Here is a 541-nt window from a genome sequence, read left to right as displayed (position 1 = left end):
CATCGGTGTCGGCGGCCGCGAGATCGGCTACCTCTTCGGCCAGTACCGGCGGATCACCAACCGCTGGGAGGCCGGCGTCCTCACCGGCAAGGGCCTGGGCTGGGGCGGCTCGCTGGCCCGCACCGAGGCCACCGGGTACGGCAACGTCATGTTCACCGCCGAGATGCTGAAGCAGCGCGGCGAGGACCTGGACGGCCGGCAGGTCGTGGTCTCCGGCTCCGGCAACGTCGCGATCTACAGCATCGAGAAGGCCCAGGCCCTCGGCGCGAACGTGCTGACCTGCTCGGACTCCGGCGGCTACGTGGTGGACGAGAAGGGCATCGACCTCGACCTGCTGAAGCAGATCAAGGAGGTCGAGCGCGGGCGCATCAGCGAGTACGCGGAGCGGCGCGGCTCCTCGGCGACGTACGTGCCCGGCGGGTCCGTGTGGGACGTGCCCGCCGACGTGGCGCTGCCCTCGGCCACCCAGAACGAGCTGGACGAGGACGCGGCGCGCGTCCTGGTGCGCAACGGCGTGAAGGCGGTCTCGGAGGGCGCGAAC

General features: G+C 71.5%; 1 pseudogene. It reads left to right on the top strand.

Annotated elements, in window-relative coordinates:
* Window positions 1-541 (top strand): annotated as a pseudogene (locus C3481_RS16290) (glutamate dehydrogenase); the annotation flags it as partial.

It is taken from the genome of Microbacterium sp. Ru50, assembly GCF_002920555.1.
GTDB classification, from domain to species: Bacteria; Actinomycetota; Actinomycetes; order Actinomycetales; family Microbacteriaceae; genus Microbacterium; species Microbacterium arborescens.
Note: the sequence above shows the minus strand (reverse complement) of the source record. Positions and strands in the feature narration are given on the sequence as shown.